The sequence below is a fragment of the Flavobacterium plantiphilum genome, from assembly GCF_046000495.1.
GTDB lineage: Bacteria > Bacteroidota > Bacteroidia > Flavobacteriales > Flavobacteriaceae > Flavobacterium > Flavobacterium plantiphilum.
Genome location: NZ_JBELQA010000002.1, coordinates 279687 through 298748, shown reverse-complemented (window position 1 = coordinate 298748; position 19062 = coordinate 279687). Strand labels below are relative to the sequence as shown.

Genomic DNA, 19062 nt, shown 5'->3' with positions numbered 1-19062 from the left:
AAACAATTTCGATTTCATTATTTCATAATCCAGGTATCCTTGCTTCCGCCGCCCTGAGAGGAATTTACTACCAGTGAACCTTCCGTAAGTGCCACACGGGTGAGTCCACCGGGAACTATTTGTACTCCGTTAGGACCACAAAGCGCATAAGGTCTTAAATCCACATGACGCAGTTTTAGTTCGCCGTCAATGTAACAGGGAACGGTGCTTAACTGAATGATAGGCTGCGCAATAAAATTGCGGGGATTGTTTAAAATAGCCACTTTAGCAGCTTCGAGTTCTTCTTCGGAAGCCTTGTTTCCCATAACCATTCCGTATCCGCCGCTCTGGTTGGTTTCTTTAATGACCATATTTTCCATGTTGGCAAATACAAATTCACGTTCTTCTGTGTTTTCCATCTGATACGTTGGAACATTTTTCAGGATAGGCTCTTCATTCAGGTAGTATTTAATCATTTGCGGCACAAAAGCATAAATGGCTTTATCATCGGCAACACCATTTCCCACAGCATTTACTAAGGCTACATTTCCCATTTTATAAGCACTTATTAAGCCCGGAACGCCTAAAGCACTGTCGGGTTTAAAAACCAGCGGATCAAGATATTCGTCGTCCAGACGTCTGTAAATAACATCTACCTGTTGCAGACCTGAGGTGGTTTTCATATACACTTTGTGATTGTTTACCACAAGGTCACGTCCTTCTACCAGCGGAATTCCCATTTGTCTGGCTAAAAAAGTATGCTCATAATATGCCGAGTTATAAACGCCCGGAGTCAGCAAAACCACATTAGGATTAGAGATGCTTCTTGGCGAAAGCGAAATTAAAATGTTATGGAAAATCATCGGGTAGTTAGCCACCATGCTCACATTATTGGCACGAAACATTTCCGGAAAAATGCGTTTGGTAATTTCCCGGTTTTCCAGCATATAACTCACCCCGCTGGGACATCTTAAATTGTCTTCCAGTACATAAAATTCTCCCTTTTCCCCTCTTATTAAATCGATGCCCGCAATATGAACATGAATGTCATGCGGTACCTTAATACCATGTACTTCGGGAATATAATGAGGGCAGGAAGCAATTATCGAAGCAGGCATGATGCCATCTTTTACAATCAGCTGTTCGTTATAAATGTCTTCCAGAAACAGATTTAGCGCTTTTAACCGTTGTGCAATTCCGGTTTCAACTTCCAGCCATTCGTTTTTAGTAATTATTCTGGGAATAATATCAAAAGGAAAAATTCTTTCGATGCCCTGATTATCATCGCTGTAAACCGTAAATGTGATTCCCTGGTTCATGAAAATATCCGAAGCCTGTTTCTGTTTCAGATTGAGCTTGTCAATATTTAAACTCTCTAATGTTTGCAGAACCTGTTTGTAAGAATCCCTTACCCCGTCATTAGAAAACATTTCATCCCATCCTTTCGGACCTAATTTTGGTGTTAAATTTACCATCCTAACAATTATTGAAAAATTAATAAAAACTAAATTTGATTAATAAAATATCAGTATTTAGGCTAATTTACTAAATTTTAAGATATGTAAATTTAAATTTGTTATGAATACTGTAATTAATACAGCATTCTTTTTTTGAAGATATGTTTTTTGATAATTAGTGTTTTAAAACTAAATTTTTTTTCAAATTTCTCAACAATCTAAAACAGTAATAAAAGGATGTGGCTGATTTCCAAAGATTTTAAGAAAATATTTTTAGATGGAGTTAAAGACTTGCTGACTCCGGAATATGGGCTTTTTTTATCTTTTGCTTATTTCGCATTTTTAAAAGTAGTTTCCATTGCTTTGATCATTCTGTCTGTACTCCAGTTTCCGGAAACAATCATCCGTCGGATGGTATATAATGGAGCAGTCGAATCTCTTTTGGCAGAAAGAATAAATGCCATCTTGTATCCATTGTTTTTAATTTCAGGAATAGCCTCTTTGTTCCATAAGCCAAAAGGATAAGCAAAATCAGTGACGGGTTTTCCGATGATTGCTTCGAGTCTGGTTTTTGGTTTAACCAATTGAATGTTCCAGTCTTCCCCACTGTATTTGGTAACCATATGATGGTCCCAGGTGTGGGCTGCAATACCGTGTCCGGAATCAGATAAGTCCTTAATTTCCGCTGAGCTCAGATAGTTTGGCCGGTTAATGGAAACCGTCATCACAAAGAAAACTCCTTTAAAATTATGTTTTTTCATTTCGGCTGTGCCAATACTGTATTGTTCTGCTCGGGTATCGTCAAAAGTATCATCACCGGTTTTTCAGGTAACGCTTTGTTATAAACCAGATAATCATACAACTGATCGGGCAAAATACTATGATAACCTGCATCGGCCAAGGCTTTCATCTGTTCAGCAAAGTTGGCAGGTTTTACGGTGTAAGTTTTAGTCATTTCGCCGGCAGATTCTGAAAAATCTCTGATATTATGATAACACAAAACAGGCACTTCTTTTTTAGCCAGTATTGCTGCAGCATTATTAGCCACCAGACGTGGTTCTTGTTTGGCAGGAGTTGAGTTTTCTGTAATACTAACTTCTTTTTCAGCAACAGTATTTTTCCTCTGCTGACAGCCGGATATCAAAAAAAGCGTTACAATTGCGCTACTTATTGCTTTTTTCATTGCTAAAATTATTGAAACTGAATGTAACTTGGTTTGGGAGTAAACTGTAATAATTGTTCCGGAGTATACATTTTCCAGTCGTTCCAGTTGTCATTTTTATAAAATAATTTGAAACCGGTGAACTGAACCGGTTCTCTGTAAATGTATCTTAAATAGGTAGAACGTTTTAAAACCTGACTGCCAAATCCGTCCATATCCATCACAATCTGCACTTCAGGAACGGTTTTAATGGTTTTATAATTAGTGACCATTCCCTGAGTGAAACGATGAACAACCAATACTTTTGGAGCTAATTTTTTTTCACGAACAATTTTTGCCAGAATATCAATTGCGTCATTGATGTCATCTGCTGAGAAAGTTCCGATTTTTGTACCCGGAATCTCGCCGTTTTTCATCGAGAATTCCGGATCAATTCCTAAATGAACATTGGGTAAAGCCAGATATTCTTCCAGTTGGCTTACTTCTTCTTTCACCGTACTGTGTCCCACCTGAATGTCTAAAAAAACTAAAGCATTAATAGGTTTTGCCCAGCTTAAAACCGTATCAATTTGTTTAAAAGGCATTCGCATATTATGACGGTTTGCTTTTCCCGGAGCCGCCTGAGCCGAAACAGCAATGTAATGCAATGCCGGGATAGTAATTACGGTAGAATCGGCAGCCTGCCATTTCGTAACTTCTTCCTGAAGTTTTGCCAGCATTTCATCTTTAGGATATTCGCCTAAAACGCCCATTCTTTTGGAGTATAAATTGCCGTAAAAAGCAATAATTCTATGGTACGGCAATAAGGCTCCGGGTAAAGGATACGGCGCTTTTACCGGCCATCTTCCGGTGGTGTCCTGATTGCTTAATGCCAGCATGCGACGGTTGAAATCTACAGTATCAATAGTAGTAACCTTTTTAGGAACTGAATCCGTTTTTACGGCTATAGTGTCTTTTTGGGGAGTTTCTTCTGTGTGGTTTTCGCTTTGTTTGCAATTGGTAAAAAGTAAAAATAAAACAGGAGTGAAGATTGCCAAAGCATGTTTTTTCATAAAAAGAAATGGTATTAAATACCAAAGATAGTGTATTTAATACCGTCGGTTTCTGTCTTAAAATTAAAATTTACCGTCTTTATGGTTTTATGGAAGCAACTTCCTGAACCGTAACCATTTTTGGGTTTTTGTTGCTCCAGGAATTCATGATGTAGTTCATCACATCTGCTATTTCCTCATTGCTTAAGCCCATGGGCGGCATCATGGTATTGAATTTCTTCTGGTTGACCGTGATTTCGCCTTTTTGACCGTATTTCACGGCATGAATGCTTTCGGTTCTTTTCTTTTTTAGCCAGTCGGAACCGTCCAGAGGAGGAAAGCTGGTTCCGTTTCCTTTTCCTGTTGCCAGATGACACTGCATACAAAAATCAGTATAGACTTCTTTGCCGCGGGCGATACTTGTTTGCAAAGGCGTTTGTTGTTGTGTGATAGAGAAATACTCCTTTTCTGAGCTGGTAAAAGTGTTTGGGTTTGAAAGATACAAACCACCCAGAACCAATAAGCTTACGCCAATATTTATTTTGGTAAATAGCATGTTAATCTAATTAGGTTTAATTTATTGAAGCACTGTTTCAGTTTTTTTACCGCACATTATTATAAAAAATATGCGAATCTGCGGTAGTTTAGTTGGGTATAATTTTTACAATTCCTTTACCTTCTACACCCATGTAAATAAAGCCATCGGGACCTTGTACTACATTACGCAAACGACCGCTATCAGCCGCAATTTTTTGTCTGCCAATGATTTTTTCGCCGTCCAGTTTTACCAGCTCCAAGTATTGAAATTTTAGCGAACCGACCAATAAATGTCCTTTCCAGTGGGGATATTTATCGCTGGTTACAAATGCCATTCCGCTTGGAGCGATAGAGGGCGCCCAGTAATAAACAGGATTTTCAATTCCGGATTTGGTTTGTTCGTTACTGATAACCGAATTGTCATAATCAATCCCGTAAGTGACCACCGGCCAGCCGTAATTTGCCGCTTTTTTGATAATATTGATTTCGTCACCGCCCTGAGGACCGTGCTCGTGTTCCCACAGAACACCCGTTTCAGGATGTACGGCCATGCCCTGCGGATTACGGTGTCCATAAGAATAAATAGCTTCTTTGGCATTTTCCTTTCCTACAAACGGATTGTCTTTTGGGATACTGCCATCGTCATTCAGGCGGTAAATTTTACCGTTGTCACGGGTGATATCCTGAGGATTTACAAAATGATTGCCGCGTTCTCCGGCCGAAAAATACAAATGTCCTTCGTTGTCAAAAACAATTCGGGAACCAAAATGCTGCCCTTTAGTCGTATTGGGTTCGCATTTGTATAAAGATTCTATTTGTGTTAATGCTTCATTTTCCAGTTTAGCCCGGATTAATTTGGTGTTTCCGCCTGTGCCTTCGCCTTCTGTGGAAGCATACGTAATGTAAATCCAGCCGTTTTGAGCATAATTAGGATGCAGTACCACATCCATCAAACCACCCTGACCGCGGTTGTAAACCGCAGGAAGATTTTTGACTTCGGTTTTTGAACCGTTTTTAAAATGGTATAAAATTCCTGATTTTTCGGTTATCAACATCGAACCATCGGGTAAGAATGCCATTCCCCACGGATTGTTAATGCCATCGACTACGGTTTCTAAAGTATAATTTTTCACTTCTTCCTGTAGCGGAACCGCATCGTTAGTCTTTAACTGTGCGTGACAGCTGAAAATGATAAAAGAAAAAAGGAATATCGCTAATGATCGCATGATTTGGGAAATAAAAAGTGGTTTTAAAGATAATAAAAAGTTTGATACGGGTGATTTAAGATTATGAGCTTCTTAAAGCAATTTCTTTTGCTTTGTTTTCATCAATTTAGTTAATGACACTGTAAAAGGCATACCTACTTTTGAATATGGATTTTTTATGATTTCTTGTGTTTCTTTGTATTCTTCCAATTCTTTAAAATCCCAACTTACATTTTGAAATTCAGAGGTTGTTATCTTTTGTATTTCGATGGCTAAATAATAATCCTTTGGTTTTTTTGATGGTGGATATTTTAGTTTATCTAAATGAATTGTTGAAAAAACTTTTGGTCCTCTACTTTTAATTTCATAAATATTTGAAGCAGTAGATTCACCACTACGTCTCAATAATAAATATTTTGCATTTACTACTTCATTATTCAGTTCTAATGAACCCATTTCTTCATCCATGCGGAAAATGTATTTTCCATTTTCTTCATACCAGTTAAAACGTTCATTAGTAGTCGCATATCCAACTAACACAAAAGTATCGTCTGGGATTAGTTTTTTTCCATTTAAATATTCTGGAATTGGTGCGTGAAGGATATTATCATCTTCTTTATCAATTTGGTAAATTTGATGGATTTTGTGACTTATATTTTCTCTTTGTGATGCTCTATCTAACAAGTGGTCAATTACTAAATCTATAAATTTTGATAATTCAGATATATCATTGTTGTTGTTTGTTGGATTGATAGCAAAAGCTCCTAAGCCCGGGATGATTTCATGGAAACCTCTTATTTCCTTTTTCTCTGTACCTGGATATAATACATAAGCTCCTCCCGATCTTCTGATTGCATCCTTGTAAGCGTGCATTTTTAATAAATCAGCATTTTTATAAATACCCTTACGCTCATTATTCTCCTCTTGTTCTATCAAATCGCTATCTGTCGAAGTTTGAATTTGAAATTGTGTGACTTTATATTTTGCATCGAAATGAATATGTACAATAAGTTCTTGTTTTTCAGCTTCTTTTTCTTTTAATATTGCTGGCCAAACTGATAAAGTATAATCGGGGCGAAGTGTGGTTGTATAACTACCCGCTTGATCATCAGTATATTTTGTACCGCCTTTAAAAGAACGATTGAAAGAGAATTTAACTTTTAATGTTCTATTTTCTGTGATAAAATCACCATACAAAGCGGTGTGTTTACCTTGTTTTACCATTACATTTAAACCATCTATGGTAGGTTCTATTAAATGATTATAAGGTTGTTCTTCGTGCTCTATATCTTTTATTTTAAACTTAGCTTTGAATAGGTCGTACAAAGTAAAAAACAACCAATACTCATATAAAGTTGCAATATCTCTTTTACCCGCTTTATAAACATCATCTCCGCCTTTCCAAACTAATTTGGAAGCTAAATCGAATTGTAACCATGTACTTAAAACTTCTCGATAACCACTTTTTCTTTGTAAAACAGGGCTATTTAATTTTAATGATGTTGGTCTAGATATATCTTTGAAAAATGATTGACTTAAAAAGCCTTCCAATTTTGTAACCAAATTAGAGGCTTCAGCAGATGGTCTGGCATATCCTTTATCTTTGAAGTACTTTTGGCAATCTTCAGCAAATCTTAAAAAAACTTCTAAGGCATGCTTTATAAATCTATTCTCAGATGTATCTGCGTGCTCGATTTTTTTGTGACTATTTATTTTATTAGGTATTGATGTAATACCTATTTTAAATAATGGATGTTTTGACTGTAATGGAATTCTAATTGAACCCGATGTAATTTGCTTACTTGCTGCATTGTTGAATCTTTTTATTCTACGAATGTCAACTACTTCTTCCTCAGTATCCCAATTGGTTTTAGGGGAAGCTATTATTTTTAGAACTGCCTCTTCAAAATCTTTGTTTTGGATGATGGCATTTATAAAACTAAATCGTTGGTAAATCGTTTCATTGTTTCTCGAAAAGTCGGTTTCAAAATTTTGTTCTACAGGAGAATTGATTTGCATTAAAAGTTCTGTACACTTATCGGTTATGTCTTTTAACATGAAACGATAGTTTTCGCGGTAACTTTTATCGAGTTCAGTATCGAACTTTGTGGCTAAGACTTCTAAAGTAATAGAAAATTCTTTATTCTCTTGAGTTATATCGGTAACAAATAATGTTAACGTTCCTACATAGATATTTGGAACAAGTCTACCTGTAGATGGTTCACGTTTAGATGTGGAAACCACGCCATCAATACTACAATGTAAGCGATATTTTTTATTGGTAAAGGCATATTCATAGCAGTTTCCTTCCAAAATTTGAAAGGTACTTTCTCCATTTTCATTTGCTTCATTTTCTGTAATTTCAAAAAGCCTCGCCTTATTTTCAGGATAAATTTCTAAAAAGTCAATATTGTTGAAGAAGGTTAATGGTATTTGAATATGTTGTTTGAATTCCTCCATATTTTTCTATGCTTCGGCATAACTAGTAAAACCATTAGCCAATACATTTTTGTACATTCTTATTAGTTTTTCGAATGAAATAGGATACTTAATTTTAATTTCTTCAAAGTCTTTTTTGCAAAGATCTTCAAAATTCTTTTCGAAATCTTCTTTTTTCATGCCATCAATGCATAATCCCGCTAAGGCAATTAATATTTTCACCAACTTACTTCTAGAACCATGTAATTTAGGTAATAATTTTTGCATAATCGCAATATCTAAACAATCATCATCTGTAGTTGAAGGTTCTAGTATTTTCAGTTTAGTTACCAATTGCATAATTTCAGCCGCAGAACGATAGCCAAATTCAGCACCTACTTTTTTAAGCTCGTTAAAGAAATAAACCAACTCTTTTGCTAATGCTTCATTTTTGTCTATTTCTAGATTTTCTGCAATTAATAAAAAACTTTCTGCCATTGCAATTCCTTGTCCTTTTAGTTTCGATAAATCTGGAACACCTGGATTTGCTAAAAAGCCATTGATTTCATCTTCTGTAATTCTGAATTCAATTACGTTTGCTCTATCAAGCACTTTTGGACTAAACATATACGTTGTTTCATCAATATTAACCGTTCCAATAATAAATACATTTTTCGGCCAACCTATTTCTAAAGGTATAGACAAACCATATAAACTTTTTCTTGTATTACCCGTATATAATTTTATGGTATCGTTAGATTCCATTATGCTTAAAAAGTCTGCGAAATAACGTTCTACATGACTAAGGTTCATTTCATCTAAAATCAGAAAGTATGGTCTGCTTTCATCTTTTTCAGCATCAATTAATAAATTTAACACACCACTATCTGGAGTTATGTATTCATTAGGGTTTAAACCATTAGGATAGCCCACCAAAGGTTCGCGATTGGTCCAATCAGCACCAACTGGCACAATTTTATATTGAAAATCATTTTCACAAATCCATTGCACAAAGCTCTGAGCAATTTTGGTTTTTCCAGAACCGGATAAGCCGCTAAGGATTACAAATGGTTTTGCAGTTAAAGAAGCTATAAATCGAGAAACCATTTTTTCTGAGAATAATAAGCTTGCTTCTTCTGTTTTTTGATGAAAAAATTTGTAATTAAAATTATTCATAAATATATCTTCATCATTTTGGAAAGGTACATTTATTAAAGGTAAATTTTCAGTGTTTTGATTGTAATATTCATGATTTATTAATTCTAATAATTCTATAGGACAGGGAGTAAGGTATGCTCCTTGTCTTAAATCTAGTTTCTTATTATAAAACACTTCACTTATATTAGCAATTTCGTCTAGTTTTTTTTTATTACTTGGTTTTAAAATTTCAGTTCTGCTTAAAGGAGTTTTAAAAGGAGTGTAGTTTTCTAGTGAAATTAAATAGGCAGGTCCATTCCATTCTGTGCCTTGTACACCATTAGTCTCTATAGCTTTATTTTTAACAATAGAAATGCCGGAGATGTATGAATTATCAATTAGGTGTAATATATAATCACCATCATTCACTTTTGTCATGTTGTTATATATATCTGCACCTCTCTTATCTTTTTGTGGTGACCACAATGCTTTTCCTAAAGCTCTTTCGCCTTCTAATCTATCAATCCTTTTTTTGGTAATAGTTTTTTCTATCCAATATTTTACTTCATTATTTTTTTTAGATATTTTAAATCCATTATCTCGTAATATTTTAAAAGGAATATCAATTTTATTTTTGAAATCAGATAAAAGCAATTCTTTACCACCATTTATTTTATTTGCTTCTGATAAAACTAAAATAGGAGGATATTTAACATCATTATAAATTAAATCATAAGTAGAAGAATTTCTGTTTTCCCGTAGATTAGGATTTAAATTAATTTTTTCTATTGCCTGTAATAAAAGATCTTTTGTGAAATTCATGTTTTACTAGATTAATTTAAAAACTGAAAAATGATAATATGTAAACTAACTAAATAATTTTGCTAGTTTTTCAAAATTATAGGAATGTATAAGTAACCTATTTTTATACTTTCTAAATAATTTTTTTGGTTGACGTTTACTTTTATTATGCAAATCTAACAAATAGAATTTCTTTAATAAGAAAATGTTTAACTATTTAATTGTATTTTAAAGTTGAATATTTTTATTTAGTATTCCCCTAGCCCTGACCGCAGTGGAACTCCTGATGCAGTAGGCTTGTATTTTTTTCTTGTGCCAAAAGAGCGACTGCAGGAAGCTCCTTTTTGGTGCTTAGAAAAAAACAAGACTATAAATAAGAGTGGAGCGAAGGGCAGGAAATAGCTTCTTATAAAAATAGTTCTCGATACAAATTTTCGGAAAAAGCTATTCGCATTTTCCGAAAATTCACTCGAACTGACTACTGTTACGTCACTTCGAGTGTTTTTGGCTTGAAGGAATTTGTTTTGAACAGCAACTTGACAAGCCAAAAATGTATCGAGAAGCATTGTGATAACATCCTATAATCTTTTGAAAAAATCTCATAGGAAATCGTTGTAGTTTTGGGATATTTTTGTAAAATCATCAATACATTGTAGGATATGTGTATTGATGGCGAGAAACTGAATATAAAATCCCATCTTTAATAAATGAAAAATTTACCATTATTAGATATCGCTATTATTATCATTTACCTGATGATTATGATTGGCGTGGGAATTTATTTCTCCAGAAAAAACAAGAGTTCAGAGCAGTATACTAAGGCTTCGGGAGCCATTCCGGGCTGGGCAATAGGTCTGTCATTGTATGCTACTTTCCTGAGCAGTAATACTTTTTTAGGGGTTCCGGGAAAAGCTTTTGGGAGTAACTGGAGTGCTTTTGTGTTTAGTTTGTCGATGCCTTTTGCGGCCATTATTGCGTACAAATTATTCATTCCGTTTTACAGAAGTGTACAGGAAGTTTCGGCTTATTCGCATTTGGAAAAACGTTTTGGATTATGGGCCAGAACCTATGCGGTGGTGTGTTTTATTTTTACACAACTGGCCAGAATGGGTTCGATATTCTTTGGAATTGCATTGAGTTTACAGGCGCTTACGGGTTATGATATGCAGTCAATCATGCTGGTTGTGGGTATTTGTATTGTAATTTATACGGTTTCGGGCGGAATTGAAGCAGTAATTTGGACTGAGGTAATTCAGGCGGTTTTGCTGACTTTTGGAGCCTTATTGATTTTGTTTACTATCATCAACAAAGTACCGGGTGGCGTAAGTGAGATTATCGAAATAGGAAATGCCGATGATAAATTCAGTCTGGGTTCTTTTTCTCTGGATTTTAGTTCGCCTACTTTCTGGGTGATCTTATTGTATGGTTTCTTTATCAACCTGAACAACTTTGGTATCGACCAGAATTATGTACAAAGATACCATGCGGCAACAACTAAAAAAGAAGCGGCTAAATCCTTATGGATTTGTGTTTTGATGTACGTGCCTATTTCATTGCTGTTTTTTATTATTGGTTCCTGTCTGTATGCTTATTACCATATTAATCCTGAATTAATTGAAGGAGTTAAATTAAAAGCAGCTGCCGAAGGACTTCCTTTACGAAGCACTGCCGAACAGATTAAGGCTGCAGCGCAAACACTGAAACCATCAGATTATGGCGATAAAGTGATGCCAATGTTTATGGTAAAAGAAATTCCGTCCGGACTAGTAGGACTGATTATTTCGGCTATTATGTCGGCGGCGATGAGTACCATCAGTTCCGGGATGAATGCTACGGCAACAGTTTTTTGTATTGATATTTATAAAAGATATTTCAATCCTAATTTAGGAGAAACACAATTTTTAAGACTGCTTTATATTGCTACGGCTGTTTTTGGAATCGCCGGAATGGGTGTTGGAATTATGCTGATAGGAACTAAGAGTGTATTAGATATCTGGTGGGAACTGAGCGGAATATTCTCAGGTGGAATGCTGGGACTGTTTTTATTAGGAATTCTGAGCAGACAGTCTAAAAATTTAGAAGCGATGATTGCAACGGCCATTGGGTTAGTGGTGATTTTATGGATGTCACTCTCAGATAAAATTGCGGCCAGTTATCCGGTTTTAAAAAGCCCTTTTGATACTAATATGATTATTGTAATAGGAACGTTAAGTATCTTTTTGACAGGAATTATTATTACGAGAATCAGAGGGAAGAAACTGGAAAGCAGTATTTAGGAAGCAAGAAGTTAGAGGGAAGAGGAAAGAAGCAAGAGGAAAGAAAGCAGAGAGTGGCTTTGTGAGGTTTGTGTTTTTATAAAGGACATCAAAGAAAAAAATCTTAGTGCGCTTTGTGTTTAAAAAAGAAAAAGAAGGAAGAATAAAGATTAAAGCAGTGGTTTTTGACTGATTACCATCACTAATCACTAATTATTAAATAAAAAACGATGAACAATTCAAAAAAAGGATTTATTCCGGTAATGTTAACGCCATTTAATAATGATGGCAGCATTGATTACAAAACTTTAACAGCTCTTACAGAATTGTATTTAAAGTCTGGAGTTACGGGTTTATTTGCCAATTGTTTGTCAAGTGAAATGTTTGAATTATCCGAAGCAGAACGTCTTCAGGTAACCAAACACGTGGTTGATGTCGTGGCAGGTCAGGTGCCAATTGTAGCTACCGGGACTTTTGAAGGAACGATTAGTGAACAGGCCGATTTTACTAAAAAAATATACGGTACGGGAATCGATGCTGTGATTTTAATATCCGGTTTACTGGCTAAAGAAACAGATTCAGATGCTGTGTTTGTGGATAATGTACACCAGCTGCTGGATTTAACACCGGGAATTCCAACGGGTTTTTATGAATGTCCGGTTCCTTATAAAAGAGTACTGACAGCGGCTCAGCTAGAAGATTTTGTCAATACAGGAAGAGTAATTTACCATAAAGACACCAGCTTAGATATCAATCAGATTAAGGCAAAACTGAGTGTAGTAAAAAATCCTGAATTTGGTTTGTATGATGCGTATATGGTACATGCTATCGAATCGTTAAAAGCAGGTTCGGCAGGATTGTCCTGTATTCAGGGGAACTTTTTCCCGGAATTAATTGTCTGGATTTGCGACAATTATAATGATACTTCTAAGAAAGAGGAATTAGCAGCAGTACAACAATTTTTAGAGTCTAATATGGGGGTTATGCATGATGTGTATCCTATTGTGGCTAAATATGCTTTACAAAAAAGAGGTTTGCCTATTTCAAATTTCACCCGCAGAGAAGTAGGGGATTTTTCTCCTATTGTAAAATATGCAGTAGATCAGCTGCAAACAGAATATGATATGCTCCAGAATGAATTGTCATTCTAGTTTATAAAAAGAAATACATTTTGGTTAGTGTATGGTTAGTGTTAGTTTTTAGTGATTATTAAGTCGTCTGTTCGATTGTTTTTGTGTATTGACCGTTCCTCCCAATTAGGTCATTGTATAGAAATGTAAGAACTTTTTTTGACCATAATTTTTGTTCTGAATACAATTTCCAATGGAAATTTTTCGAACAGATGGTTTAATAATTTTTGAATCGCTTGTCGTTTACTGTTGCCACGAATGCACTAATTTCTTTTAAAATCTTTGCGAAAATTTTTAAATTACCGCAGTTTTTTTGGGGACATCAACTTTAGCTTGTATCGTCTGTTTTCTTTTATCTTTCCTCTTGCTTCTTTTCTCTTGCTTCTTTTTCAATTCGATAAATACCTTTTCTTGTATTCCATAGGGGTAATTCCTGTTACTTTTTTAAAATGGCGGTAAAAATTAGACACATTATTAAAACCGCATTCAAAACAAATCATTTCGGTTGGGATTTTGTTTTCAATCAGCAGCCTGCAGGCATGACTGATTCGGATTTCTATTAGAAAATCATAATAGGTTTTCTTGGTCATCAGTTTAAAATAGCGGCAAAAAGAAGTCACACTTAAGTTACTAAAGGCTGCAATTTCTTTTAAGGTAATCTCTCTCTTGTAATTCGAAAGGGTGTAACTGCATATTCGGTTGAGTCTGATCGAATCTGATTCATTGGATTGATAAAACGCATGCGAAGCGGTGATTTCGGTATATTCTTCCGTTTCCGATAGAAATTTTAAGATGTTTAATAAAATAATCAGCTTGTCGATATGATTGGCATGAGACGCTTTTTTCATTTGCTCCATCACTTTTTCACGGGTTTTTCCATGAATAATCATGCCTTTTTTTGCTTTTTCAAAGAGTTTCGGAATCAGAAAAGATTCGGGTAAATGTATAAAATCTTTGCCTAAACAATCCGGTAAAAACTGAATTACAATGGCTTCTACATCCAAATCCTTTTTATTCTGATAATATTCCTCGTGACAACGCCAGGTATGAGGCAAATTTTCACCCAGCAAAATAAGCTCTCCAGAGCTGAAATTACTGATGTTGTCCCCTATAAAACGTACCCCTTCACCTTTGATTACATAATGCAGTTCCAGCTCGGGATGGTAATGCCAGATCTTCCCAAAATTAGGTTCTTTGTTGTGGCGCACTTCAAAAGAGCTTTGGATGCTGGTGGGTACTTTGTGAAATAAAGGCTTCATAAACAGCTGGTTTCGATTTAGGATGCAAAATTAGTGTAAATTTTACAATTACAAATATTTTTATGATAATATCCTATAAATACATGCAAATAACTAACAATGAATAAATGCTGATTTTTAGCATATTTGATAATAGGTTTTTATTCTTGAAATTATAGTCAGTTTGATTAAGTTTAAGAGATTTCTACTGTCAGTCTGAACCTGTTGAAAACCTCATTTTTAGATAGAAAACATTTCGACAGGCTCAGTGTGACAGAAAAATTAATCAGACTCTTAGTTTAGAAAGTTTAAGAAATAACAAATAATCATTAATAGCATGTCACAAAGCAATTTGAGTTTAAAATTCAAATTGCTTTGTGCTCTATTGCTTATAAATAATTTAAAAAAATGAACATTTATTTAGTAGCCAGTGGCGATTTGCGTTTGTCAGCAAATCAGGTATGTTGGGAAGCACAAGCCCAAATGGAACAATTATTATCAGAAGCAGTTGCCGAAGCAGGCGGAAAAATCATAAGAGCTCATGCCTATGATGAGAAAAAACAACATGGTTTTATTGACAGCCAGAAAATGGGAATGCAGGTTTTTAAAAATATTGATCCTACCGCTCCGCTTATTGTTGCTGAAAGTGTCTGGCAATATTCACACCACGTTCTGGCAGGTTTAATTACACACAAAGGTCCAATTTTAACGGTGGCCAACTGGAGCGGAGAATGGCCGGGACTAGTAGGAATGTTAAATTTAAATGGTTCTTTAACTAAAGCAGGAGTTACATACAGCACGTTATGGAGTGTGGATTTTAGTGATGATTTTTTCAAAAATAATTTGAAAAACTGGATGCAGACCGCTACAGTAAAACCAGATTTAAGTCACGTAAAAGCTTTTGACAAAGCATTAATTCCTTCGGACGAACTGGCTAAAGGAGTTGCTTTTGCAAAAGCTTTCAGAAATGAAAAAGCCATTATGGGTGTTTTTGACGAAGGTTGTATGGGAATGTTCAATGCGATTGTTCCGGATCATTTGTTACATCCAACCGGAATTTATAAAGAAAGATTATCGCAGTCTTCGCTTTACGCAAAAATGCAGACAGTGAAAGACGAAGAGGCAGAAATGGTCTTACAATGGCTGCTGGATAAAGGAATGAAATTCAATTGGGGAACGGATGAAGGGACTCAATTAACCAGAAACCAAACTTTGTTACAATGCAAAATGTACATTGCTGCAGTACGCATTGCAGCCGAATTTGGTTGTGATACTATCGGAATCCAGTACCAGCAGGGCTTGAAGGATTTAGTTCCGGCGAGTGATCTGGTTGAAGGTTTACTGAACAATCAAAACCGTCCTCCTGTTTTTGACGAAGAAGGTAATGAATTATTTGCCGGAGAAGCTTTGCCACATTTTAACGAAGTCGATGAATGTGCCGGAATCGATGCATTACTGACTTACAATTTATGGCGCTCTATGGGCTTGAAAGGCGAAAATACCCTGCACGATTTACGCTATGGAGAATATTTTAAAAACGAATCTATCGACGGATTTGTTTGGGTATTCTTAATTAGTGGAGCAGCACCACCGGAACATTTTGTAGGAGGTTATGAAGGAACTTCAAGCGAAAGACAGCCTGAAATGTACTTTAGATTAGGCGGTGGAAGCGTAAAAGGTGTAAGTAAACCGGGATCTATTGTCTGGAGTCGTATTTATGTAATGGATGACGCCCTGCATTGTGATTTAGGAATTGGAGAATCGGTAGATTTACCAAAAGAAGAATTAGACCGTAGATGGAATATGACTACACCACAATGGCCTATTATGAACGCTACTTTAAAAGGAGTAAGCCGTGACCAGATGATGGGTCGTCACAAAGCGAATCACATTCATGTGGTGTATGCTGAAAACGAAGCTGAAGCCAACAAATTGTGCCGAATTAAAGCAGCAGCTCTACAGGAACTGGGAATTCAGGTTCACTTTTGCGGAGATGTAGCGTTGTAATAAAACATTTATTGTACGTCAGTTCGAGTGAATTTTTATCGAAACAAGGCTTCTCGATACATTTTTGGCTGATTTGAAATTTATTCTGAATTCAAGTTTCCGAAGCCAAAAACACTCGAAGTGACGCAATCATAATATAGCAATTAGAGTCATTTTCGACACAAAAATGCCTGTCTGTAATAAACAGGCATTTTTTGTTTTTTAAATCAGTTTAAGTATTGTGCAAAATATTGATACAAAGCGAAATGCAAAATAAAAAAAAGCTCAAATTGACGATTTATAATTACATTTAGGATTGTTTTTAAAATGAAAAAAATAGACAGAACAGAGATAATAACGGATAAAAATGAATTAATTAGTTTTCTTAATTTTAATTTTTGCAAATCTGTGTTCTAAATAAAAAAAATGAAAAGTTACAAGATGAAGAAATTGAAAGGAATTACATGGAACCATACCAGAGGACTTTTGCCAATGGTTGCTACGGCTCAGCGTTTTACAGAGTTGTATCCGGATGTAGAGATTAGCTGGGAAAAGAGAAGTTTACAGGAATTTGCCGATGCTTCGATTGAAGATCTGGCTAAAAGATTTGATTTATTGGTCATTGATCATCCGTGGACTGGTTTTGGTGCAGCGACTAACACTATTGTACCTTTGTCTGATCATTTTTCAGCTGAATATATCAAAGATCAGGAAGTCAATACTGTAGGAAAATCATACGAAAGTTATGTTTTTGACAACAAGCTATGGGCTTTGCCTATCGATGCAGCTACTCCTGTTGCGGCAGCCCGTTTGGATATTTTAGAAAAAAACGGTTTAAAAGTTCCTGAAACTTACGACGATTTATTGGCTTTGGCCAAAAAAGGATTGGTGGCATTTGCCGGAATCCCGGTAGATTCATTAATGAGTTTTTATTCGTTTTGCTGTAGTTTAGGCGAAGCACCTTTTCAATCTCAGCAAAAAGTGATTTCGGAAGAAACAGGAATTAAAGCGTTACAAATGCACCGTGAATTAGCGCAATTGATGGATCCTGCTAATTTTAACCGAAATCCAATTCAGGTCTATGAAGCCATGGTCAATACTGATGAAATAGCGTACTGTCCCTTTGCTTACGGATATTCTAATTATTCAAGAATTGGTTACAGTAAGCATTTATTACATTTTTATGATTTAGTAAAGTTGAACGATCAGCCTATGATTAGTTCGCTTGGCGGAACAGGATTAGCTGTTTCTGCTTTTAGCGAAAACCTACCAGAGGCATTAAAATATGCCGAGTTTACAGGTTCTTCTCAGGTACAACAAAATATTTTTGCCGATAATGGGGGACAACCCGGACATTTACAGGCATGGAAAAATGAAAGAATTAATGGCATCACCCATGATTATTTTAAAAATACGCTGCCGGCTTTAGAGCGTGCTTTCTTGCGTCCAAGATATTCCGGTCACATGTATTTTCAGGATCATGCCGGCGATGTTGTGCGTGATTATCTGATGAATGGGGGTGATGAAAAAGAGGTTTTAGCCGCAATGGATGCTTTGTATGTAAAATCACTTAATCCCGCAACAGTATGAGACCTTTAGAAGGTGTAGTGGTTTTAGAATTTTGTCAGTTTCTGGCAGGACCTTCAGCAGGATTAAAACTCGCCGATTTAGGTGCCAGAGTCATCAAAATTGAAAGACCTGTAAAAGGAGAAGCCTGCCGTCAATTGAGTATCAAAGACTTATTTGTTGACGAAAACAGTTTGTTATTTCATACCATTAATCGAAATAAAGATTCTTTTGCCGCCGACCTTAAAAATCCCGACGATTTAGAATTGGTTAAAAAACTCATTACCAAGGCTGATATTATGACCCATAATTTCAGACCGGGTGTAATGGATAAAATAGGTCTGGCTTTCGCCGATGCTATGGATATCAATCCCAAAATTATCTACGGTGTGGTTTCCGGCTATGGGGATGAAGGACCGTGGTCTAAAAAGCCGGGGCAGGATTTATTGGTGCAATCCTTATCCGGTTTAACCTGGTTAAGTGGTCGAAAAAGTCAGGGACCGGTTCCTTTTGGTTTATCCGTGGCTGATATCATGTGCGGCAATCATTTGGTACAAGGACTTTTGGCAGCTTTATTAAAAAGAGCCAAAACCAATAAAGGGGTTTTGGTTGAGGTTTCTTTAATCGAATCGATTTTAGATGTTCAGTTTGAAGCCATTACCTCCTATTTGAACGATGGTGGGAAATTGCAGGAAAGAGGTGATGTTGCCGGAAGTGCGCATGCTTTTTTAAGTGCGCCTTATGGTGTTTATAAAACTCAGGATGGTTATCTTTCTTTGGCTATGGGCGATTTAATGTACATTAGTGAATTGCTGGAAGTCAATCTTGAAAAATACCAGGAAAAACATTTGTGGTTTGAATTCCGTGACGAAATCAGAACGCTGTTGAGTGATAGATTATCGAAAGAAACAACTGATTATTGGTTGCAATTGTTGCAGGAAAAAGGCGTTTGGTGCGGAAAAGTACTCAACTATCAGGACTTAGATGCAATAGATTTTGGTATGCCAATGAAACAAACCATCGAAAATTCAGATCATAAAAAAATCGTTACTACCAGAAGTCCGATTCAGTTAGATGGCGAAATTCTGACGAGTCGAAAAGCAGCACCAAAAGTAGGAGAACATAATAAAATAATTCTTGAAACTATTATCAATTAGAAG

14 protein-coding genes are annotated in these 19062 nt (G+C 35.8%); 5 read left to right on the top strand and 9 right to left on the bottom strand.

Annotation, left to right across the window (positions count from 1 at the left end; genetic code table 11):
* Positions 1-17: 17 nt before the first annotated feature.
* From ABS764_RS04040 to ABS764_RS04005, 8 genes are all read right to left on the bottom strand, one after another.
* Positions 18-1454 carry a circularly permuted type 2 ATP-grasp protein gene (locus ABS764_RS04040; protein WP_408080232.1) on the bottom strand — a complete coding sequence of 479 codons (1437 nt, stop codon included), beginning with the start codon at positions 1452-1454 and terminating at the stop codon, positions 18-20.
* 311 nt (positions 1455-1765) lie between these two features.
* Positions 1766-2197 carry a polysaccharide deacetylase family protein gene (locus ABS764_RS04035; protein WP_408080230.1) on the bottom strand — a complete coding sequence of 144 codons (432 nt, stop codon included), beginning with the start codon at positions 2195-2197 and terminating at the stop codon, positions 1766-1768.
* Positions 2194-2619, bottom strand: a complete 426-nt coding sequence (locus ABS764_RS04030; RefSeq protein ID WP_408080228.1) for a hypothetical protein — start codon at positions 2617-2619, stop codon at positions 2194-2196. The genes ABS764_RS04035 and ABS764_RS04030 overlap by 4 nt, the downstream gene beginning before the upstream one ends.
* An 8-nt stretch (positions 2620-2627) precedes the next feature.
* Entirely contained in the window at positions 2628-3650 is a 1023-nt protein-coding gene (locus ABS764_RS04025) for a hypothetical protein (RefSeq protein WP_408080226.1), read from the bottom strand.
* 79 nt (positions 3651-3729) lie between these two features.
* Positions 3730-4185, bottom strand: a complete 456-nt coding sequence (locus tag ABS764_RS04020; protein ID WP_408080224.1) for a c-type cytochrome — start codon at positions 4183-4185, stop codon at positions 3730-3732.
* An 88-nt stretch (positions 4186-4273) separates the two neighbouring features.
* On the bottom strand, positions 4274-5392 hold the full coding sequence (locus ABS764_RS04015) for a PQQ-dependent sugar dehydrogenase (RefSeq protein ID WP_408080222.1): 1119 nt from the start codon (positions 5390-5392) through the stop codon (positions 4274-4276).
* A 72-nt stretch (positions 5393-5464) separates the two neighbouring features.
* Positions 5465-7831 carry a DUF2357 domain-containing protein gene (locus ABS764_RS04010; RefSeq protein ID WP_408080220.1) on the bottom strand — a complete coding sequence of 789 codons (2367 nt, stop codon included), beginning with the start codon at positions 7829-7831 and terminating at the stop codon, positions 5465-5467.
* 6 nt (positions 7832-7837) lie between these two features.
* Entirely contained in the window at positions 7838-9748 is a 1911-nt protein-coding gene (locus ABS764_RS04005) for an McrB family protein (RefSeq protein ID WP_408080218.1), read from the bottom strand.
* Between the two features lie 686 nt (positions 9749-10434).
* Between ABS764_RS04005 and ABS764_RS04000 the strand changes: the two genes are divergently transcribed.
* Together ABS764_RS04000 and ABS764_RS03995 are read left to right on the top strand one after the other, a co-directional pair.
* Positions 10435-12003, top strand: coding sequence for a sodium:solute symporter (locus ABS764_RS04000; RefSeq protein ID WP_408080216.1), 1569 nt, complete (start codon positions 10435-10437; stop codon positions 12001-12003).
* Positions 12004-12212: 209 nt separating this feature from the next.
* A complete protein-coding gene (locus ABS764_RS03995) occupies positions 12213-13133 on the top strand; it encodes a dihydrodipicolinate synthase family protein (protein ID WP_408080214.1) in 921 nt (306 codons plus the stop codon).
* Positions 13134-13501: 368 nt separating this feature from the next.
* On the opposite strand, the gene ABS764_RS03990 is transcribed toward ABS764_RS03995, so the two are convergent.
* Positions 13502-14371, bottom strand: coding sequence for an AraC family transcriptional regulator (locus ABS764_RS03990; RefSeq protein ID WP_408080212.1), 870 nt, complete (start codon positions 14369-14371; stop codon positions 13502-13504).
* A 387-nt stretch (positions 14372-14758) separates the two neighbouring features.
* Between ABS764_RS03990 and ABS764_RS03985 the strand changes: the two genes are divergently transcribed.
* From ABS764_RS03985 to ABS764_RS03975, 3 genes are all read left to right on the top strand, one after another.
* Entirely contained in the window at positions 14759-16357 is a 1599-nt protein-coding gene (locus ABS764_RS03985; protein ID WP_408080210.1) for a hypothetical protein, read from the top strand.
* A gap of 420 nt (positions 16358-16777) precedes the next feature.
* Positions 16778-17926, top strand: a complete 1149-nt coding sequence (locus ABS764_RS03980) for an ABC transporter substrate-binding protein (RefSeq protein ID WP_408080208.1) — start codon at positions 16778-16780, stop codon at positions 17924-17926.
* Positions 17923-19059, top strand: a complete 1137-nt coding sequence (locus tag ABS764_RS03975; protein ID WP_408080206.1) for a CaiB/BaiF CoA transferase family protein — start codon at positions 17923-17925, stop codon at positions 19057-19059. The genes ABS764_RS03980 and ABS764_RS03975 overlap by 4 nt, the downstream gene beginning before the upstream one ends.
* Positions 19060-19062: the final 3 nt, after the last annotated feature.